Annotated in this window: 7 protein-coding genes; 6 read left to right on the top strand and 1 reads right to left on the bottom strand. The window is 72.2% G+C overall.

What is annotated here, in order from left to right; all coding sequences use genetic code 11:
* Positions 1–174: 174 nt before the first annotated feature.
* The gene (locus tag HW445_RS15160) at positions 175–1,029 is read right to left on the bottom strand and encodes an SOS response-associated peptidase (protein WP_180221545.1); all 855 of its coding nucleotides are present in this window, start codon (positions 1,027–1,029) and stop codon (positions 175–177) included.
* A 181-nt stretch (positions 1,030–1,210) separates the two neighbouring features.
* Here HW445_RS15160 and HW445_RS15155 point away from each other — a divergent pair, with 181 nt between their 5' ends.
* From HW445_RS15155 to rsrA, 6 genes are all read left to right on the top strand, one after another.
* Positions 1,211–1,897, top strand: coding sequence for a M50 family metallopeptidase (locus HW445_RS15155; protein WP_180221544.1), 687 nt, complete (start codon positions 1,211–1,213; stop codon positions 1,895–1,897).
* Between the two features lie 168 nt (positions 1,898–2,065).
* Positions 2,066–3,415 (top strand): 3-phosphoshikimate 1-carboxyvinyltransferase, encoded by a 1,350-nt coding sequence (gene aroA / locus HW445_RS15150; protein WP_180221543.1) that lies wholly within the window; start codon positions 2,066–2,068, stop codon positions 3,413–3,415.
* A gap of 7 nt (positions 3,416–3,422) precedes the next feature.
* On the top strand, positions 3,423–4,433 hold the full coding sequence (rsgA, locus tag HW445_RS15145; protein WP_180221542.1) for a ribosome small subunit-dependent GTPase A: 1,011 nt from the start codon (positions 3,423–3,425) through the stop codon (positions 4,431–4,433).
* A 92-nt stretch (positions 4,434–4,525) separates the two neighbouring features.
* Positions 4,526–4,849, top strand: coding sequence for a multidrug efflux SMR transporter (locus HW445_RS15140; RefSeq protein WP_151771347.1), 324 nt, complete (start codon positions 4,526–4,528; stop codon positions 4,847–4,849).
* A 264-nt stretch (positions 4,850–5,113) separates the two neighbouring features.
* A complete protein-coding gene (locus HW445_RS15135; protein WP_180221541.1) occupies positions 5,114–5,791 on the top strand; it encodes a sigma-70 family RNA polymerase sigma factor in 678 nt (225 codons plus the stop codon).
* On the top strand, positions 5,788–6,123 hold the full coding sequence (gene rsrA, locus HW445_RS15130; RefSeq protein WP_151771345.1) for a mycothiol system anti-sigma-R factor: 336 nt from the start codon (positions 5,788–5,790) through the stop codon (positions 6,121–6,123). The genes HW445_RS15135 and rsrA overlap by 4 nt, the downstream gene beginning before the upstream one ends.
* The last annotated feature ends 251 nt before the right edge of the window (positions 6,124–6,374 follow it).

The raw sequence follows: 6,374 nt of genomic DNA, 5'->3' as shown, positions 1-6,374 counted from the left end.
CGGGCCTCCCCGGCCTCGGTCGGCACCAGTTCCGCCGCGGAGTCCACCCCGCCGGAGGCGTCGTCGCGGGCCCCGCCGGAGACATCGGGAGCGGCGGAGACACCGGGGGCGTCGGAGGCCCTGCCGGGGGCGTCGGGGGCGTTGGGGGCATCGGGGGTCATGTCGGAGGTCACGTCAGAAGAGTGTGCCCTCCTCCGGGCCCGCCAGCTCCTTCAGCAGCTCCGGCCCGTTGTTGCGGACGTTGCTGACCGCCGTGGAGACGGGGTAGGCGCGCATCAGGCCGCCCGGCGGCGCGGCCAGCAGGCCGCGCAGCAGGTCCGGGTCGTCGTGGCGCGGATCGAGCCAGGCGTCCCAGCGGTCCCGGGTCAGCATCAGCGGCATCCGCGGATGGATGTCCGCCAGCGCCCCCGGCCCCTCGACGGGGGCCACCGCGAGGGGGGAGGTCTCCGCCTCGGTGGTGATCACCGAGCAGGTCGCCCACCAGGCCTGGGGATGGTCGTCCGGCAGGGTGCGGTCGCGCCAGAACTCGTAGAGCCCGGCCATCGCGAAGACCGAGCCGTCGGCCGGGGTGACGAAGTACGGCTGCTTGCGCGGCCGCTTCCGCCTCCCCTCGACCTCCAGCTCGCGCTCCTCCTTGCCGGTGACCCACTCGTAGTAGCCGTCGGCGGGCAGGATGCAGCGGCGGGTGGCGAAGGCACGGCGGTAGGACGGCTTCTCGTGCACCGTCTCGGCCCGCGCGTTGATCATGCGGGCGGCGCCCTCGGGGGACTTGGCCCAGGCCGGCACCAGCCCCCATTTCAGGCGGCGCAGCTGCCGGACCGGGCGGGGGTCGCCGCTCCCCTTGAGCGGGCGGTCGAGGACGGCGAACACCTCCTTGGTCGGAGCGACGTTGTAGTCAGGGGCGAAGGACTCCTCCGGCACGCCGCCCGGCGTGCCGGGACCGGGAAGCAGCGAGGGGAGTCCGGCCTCGACGCCGAAGAGGTCCGCGAGGTCCTCCGGAGCCCGCGTGGATGCATACCGTCCGCACATACGTGCCACACTGCCAGGCCCGGCCCCGGTCGGGCCACCGGCTCCCGGACTCCGGCACGCGGAGCGCGCCCGGTGGGACGACCCGAGCGACACGAGCAGGACCCGCAGGACCAGCAGGACGAGCAGGACGAGCAGGACCAGCAGGACGAGTAAGACGAGCGACGCGAAGGAGAGCAGCGCGATGGACCAGGTCCTCGGCCGCCAGCCCGACCCAGACCTGTGGGTGGTGGTCGCCACCGCCGCCGCCGCGCTGGCCGTGGTGCTGCCGTCCGCGGTGTGGAGGGTGGCCCGCAACGCCGTCACCATCGCGCACGAGGGCGGCCACGCCCTGGTGGCGCTGCTCACCGGCCGTACCCTCACCGGCATAAGGCTGCACTCGGACACCAGCGGTCTCACCGTCAGCCGGGGCAAGCCCCGCGGGCTCGGCATGGTGCTCACCGCGCTGGCCGGGTACACCGCACCGCCGCTGCTCGGCCTGGGCGGCGCGGCCCTGCTCTCCGAGGGCCGGATCACCCTGCTGCTGTGGCTCTCCACCGCGCTGCTGCTGGCCATGCTGGTGATGATCCGCAACGTCTACGGCGTGATCACGGTGCTCGCCACCGGGGCGATCTTCCTGTTCGTGTCCTGGCGGGCCGGCCCGCAGGTGCAGGCCGCGTTCGCCTACGCGGTGGTCTGGTTCCTCCTGCTGGGCGGCGTCCGACCGGGTTTCGAGCTCCAGCGGGAGCGGCGGCACAATCCCACCGGAGCCTCGGACGCGGACCAGCTCGCCCACCTCACCGGCACCCCGCCGGCCCTCTGGCTCTTCTTCTTCCACGTGGTCTCGCTGTGCTGCCTGATGGGCGGCGCGCGCTGGCTGCTCGACCTCTGACCGCGTCCGGCCGGCGGCCGCCGCCGTCTCCGACCGCTTCCGGCCGGCGGCCGTCTCGGACTGTGAGCCGCCGCGATACGGAAACCCGCTACCACAGACCCGTTTCGGCGATATTTCCTCGATTTTGATCAGGAATCTCCCTCGCGGCCAGCCACTAGAGTGGGCCGTATGACCGTTCACTCCGCGCAGCAGACCGATCTCTGGCCCGCCCCCACCGCGAGCGGGCCCGTCGACGCGACGGTCCACGTGCCGGGATCGAAATCGGTCACCAACCGCGCGCTGGTGCTGGCCGCCCTGGCCTCCGAGCCGGGCTGGATCCGGCGCCCGCTGCGCTCCCGCGACACCCTGCTGATGGCCGAGGCGCTGCGCGCGCTCGGCGTCGGCATCGAGGAGACCGTCTCCTCCAGCTCCGCGGTGACCTCCGGCGGCGAGAAGGCCGGCGAGGCGTGGCGGGTCATTCCCGCGCAGCCGGCCGGCCCGGCCTCGGTCGACGTCGGCAACGCGGGCACGGTGATGCGCTTCCTGCCGCCCGTCGCCGCCCTCGCCTCCGGCCCGGTCCGCTTCGACGGCGACCCCCGCTCCTACGAGCGGCCGCTGCACGGCGTGATCGACGCCCTGCGCGCCCTCGGCGCCCGGATCGACGACGAGGGACGCGGCGCCCTCCCGCTCACCGTGCACGGCAGCGGGGCCCTGGAGGGCGGACCGGTCGAGGTGGACGCCTCCTCGTCCTCCCAGTTCGTCTCCGCCCTGCTGCTCTCCGGCGCCCGCTTCAACCAGGGCGTGGAGGTCCGGCACACCGGCGCCACCCTGCCCTCGCTGCCGCACATCCAGATGACGGTGGACATGCTGCGCGCCGCGGGCGCCCAGGTCGACACCCCCGAGTCCGGCGGAGAGGCCAACGTCTGGCGGGTGACGCCCGGCGCGCTGCTCGGCCGTGACCTGACCGTCGAGCCCGACCTGTCCAACGCGCAGCCGTTCCTCGCCGCCGCGCTGGTGACCGGCGGACGGGTGATCGTCCCGGACTGGCCCGAGCGCACCACCCAGCCCGGTGACCAGCTGCGCGAGATCTTCACCCGGATGGGTGGAAGCTGCGAGCTGAAGGAGTACGGCCTGGAGTTCACCGGCTCCGGCAAGGTCCACGGGATCGACGTCGACCTCTCCGAGGTGGGCGAGCTCACCCCCGGCATCGCCGCCGTCGCGGCCCTCGCCGACTCGCCGTCGACCCTGCGCGGGGTGGCCCACCTGCGGCTCCACGAGACCGACCGGCTGGCCGCGCTCACCCAGGAGATCAACGCGCTCGGCGGCGACGTCACCGAGACCGCCGACGGCCTGCACATCCGTCCCCGCGCGCTGCGCGGCGGCGTCTTCCACACCTACGACGACCACCGGATGGCGACCGCCGGCGCGATCATCGGCCTGGCCGTCGAGGGGGTGGAGATCGAGAACGTGGGGACCACCGCGAAGACCCTGCCCGACTTCACACAGCTCTGGACGGGGATGCTCGAGGACCGGCGGTAGAGAAGCCATGCGTCGCTACGGCAAGCACACCGACGAGGACGACATCCGCAGCCGCCCCAACCGCAAGGGCAACCGGCCGCGGACCCACATCCGGCCCAAGCACGAGGACGCGGCCGAGGGGCTGGTCCTCACCGTCGACCGGGGCCGGCTGACCTGTCTGGTCGAGGACCGGACGGTGACCGCCATGAAGGCCCGCGAGCTGGGCCGCAAGGCGGCGGTGGTCGGTGACCGGGTGGCGCTGGTGGGAGACCTGTCGGGCACCAAGGACACGCTGGCGCGGATCGTCCGCATCGAGGAGCGCGCCTCGGTGCTGCGGCGGACGGCGGACGACGACGACCCGTACGAGCGGGTGGTCGTCGCCAACGCCGACCAGCTCGCCATCGTCACCGCCCTCGCCGACCCCGAGCCGAGGCCGCGGCTGATCGACCGCTGCCTGGTCGCCGCCTTCGACGGCGGGCTCACACCGCTGCTGGTGCTCACCAAGTCCGACCTGGCCCCGCCGGACACGCTGCTGGAGCTCTACGGCGCGCTGGACATCCCGTACGTGGTCACCAGCCGTGAGGAGCTGGAGACCGGAGGCGCGGCCGACCGGGTGCGCGAGCACCTGGCGGGCAAGGTCACCGCCTTCGTCGGGCACTCCGGCGTCGGCAAGACCACGCTGGTCAACGCTCTCGTGCCCGAGGAGCGGCGGCGGATCACCGGACACGTCAACGCGGTGACCGGGCGCGGCCGGCACACCACCACCTCCGCGCTGGCGCTGCCGCTGGAGGACGCCGAGGGCTGGGTCGTCGACACGCCCGGCGTGCGGTCGTTCGGCCTCGCCCACATCGACCCCTCCCGGGTCATCCACGCCTTCCCCGACCTGGAGGCCGGGACGGCCGACTGTCCCCGGGCCTGCAGCCACGACGAGCCCGACTGCGCGCTCGACCGGTGGGTCGCCGACGGCCACGCGGACCCGGCGCGGCTCTACTCGCTGCGGCGGCTGCTCTCGACGCGCGAGCGGCGCGAGGGGGACTGACCTGAGCGGCCTGGCCGGACAAGCCGGGCATAATCGCATCAACCGGTCCGGATCGAGCGGTCACGGAGCGTGATTGATGCGGAGGACATCCCATGGCGTGGCTGCTGGTCGTGGTCGCCGGACTGCTCGAGACCGGCTTCGCGGTCTGTCTCAAGCTCTCGCACGGATTCACCCGGCTCTATCCGACGATGGCCTTCTGCGTCTTCGCGCTGGGCAGCTTCGCGCTCCTCACCCTCGCCCTCAAGAAGCTCGACGTGGGTCCGGCCTACGCGGTCTGGACCGGCATCGGCGCGGCGGGCACCGCGGTCTACGGGATGATCTTCATGGGGGACGTGGTCTCCGTGCTGAAGATCGTCTCGATCAGCCTGGTCATCATCGGCGTGATCGGACTCCAGCTCACCGGGTCCGTGCACTAGGTGTATTGATCACAGCGGGCCGGCGGCGGTTCGGCGGGGGCGGGAATGCGGTGGTGGGGCGTGAGGTTGAAGGGGGAGAACAACACGTTCTGACCAGTCGTCCCGGGAGGAATCCGCCGCATGGGATCCGTTGCGTGCCCCAGTCGCCGCGCCACCGAACTCGAGTGGTCGGTGCTTCCCTCGACCCGTACCGGCGCCGCCCGGCGGGCGGCGGGAGGGGAACGTCGTCTATCCTCCGATTCGAGTGGCACGTCGCTGGAGGAGGTGGGTCCGGTCGCCGGGACCGACGCGGAGCAGCCCGCGAGCGCCGAGGGCGCCGAGGGCAGGCAGACGACCGAGACGACCGAGGAGCGCAGCGCCCGGTTCGAGCGGGACGCGCTGGAGTTCCTCGACCAGATGTACTCGGCCGCGCTGCGCATGACGCGCAACCCGGCCGACGCCGAGGACCTGGTGCAGGAGACCTACGCCAAGGCGTACGCGTCGTTCCACCAGTTCCGTGAGGGCACCAACCTCAAGGCCTGGCTGTACAGGATCCTCACCAACACGTTCATCAACTCCTACCGCAAGAAGCAGCGGGAGCCGCAGCGCAGCGCCGCCGAGGACATCGAGGACTGGCAGCTCGCCCGCGCCGAGTCGCACATGTCGACCGGTCTTCGCTCCGCCGAGTCCCAGGCCCTCGACCACCTGCCGGACTCCGACGTGAAGTCGGCGCTGCAGGCCATCCCCGAGGAGTTCCGGATCGCCGTCTACCTGGCGGACGTCGAGGGGTTTGCCTACAAGGAGATCGCGGACATCATGGGGACACCCATCGGTACGGTGATGTCCCGGCTGCACCGGGGCCGCCGTCAGCTGCGCGGCATGCTCGAGGACTACGCCCGGGACCGCGGGCTCGTCCCCGCCGGCGCCGGGAAGTCGAACGAAGCGAAAGGCTCGGGCTCATGAGCTGTGGAGAGCCGCACGAGACGGACTGCGCCGAGATCCTCGACCATCTCTACGAGTTCCTGGACCGGGAGATGCCGGACTCGGCCTGCACGAAGTTCGAGGAGCACTTCGAGGAGTGCTCGCCCTGCCTGGAGAAGTACGGCCTCGAGCAGGCCGTGAAGAAGCTGGTCAAGCGCTGCTGCGGTCATGACGACGTACCCGCCGACCTGCGCGCCAAGGTGATGGGCCGCATCGAACTGATCCGCTCGGGCGAGACCGGACACGGTCCCGTGACACCCGGTGTGGAGCAGCAGGGCGCGTCGGTGACGCCCGCGTCATCCGGCGACGCCTGAGCTTTCACCCGTACGTGCTAATCCGCGGGTCATAGGCCCGCGGATTCACCTATCAGGCTCCCCGTAACCCGTTCGGCCGCTCTACTCTCCGGAGCAGAACGGACACGAACCGGACCGCCCCGGTCCGGGCCGGGGGAGGGGACGCCATGGGGTCTGTTCCGGCGGCATCTGTTCCGGCCGGAGCGCGCGTCTGCGCGGCGGCCGCCGTGGCCGCCGCCGGCGCCTGTCTGCTGTCACTGCCCGAGCTGCGC

This window comes from Streptomyces sp. UH6, from assembly GCF_013421635.1.
Taxonomy (GTDB): Bacteria; Actinomycetota; Actinomycetes; order Streptomycetales; family Streptomycetaceae; genus Streptomyces; species Streptomyces abyssomicinicus.
This window is presented reverse-complemented; position numbering and strand designations above follow the sequence as displayed.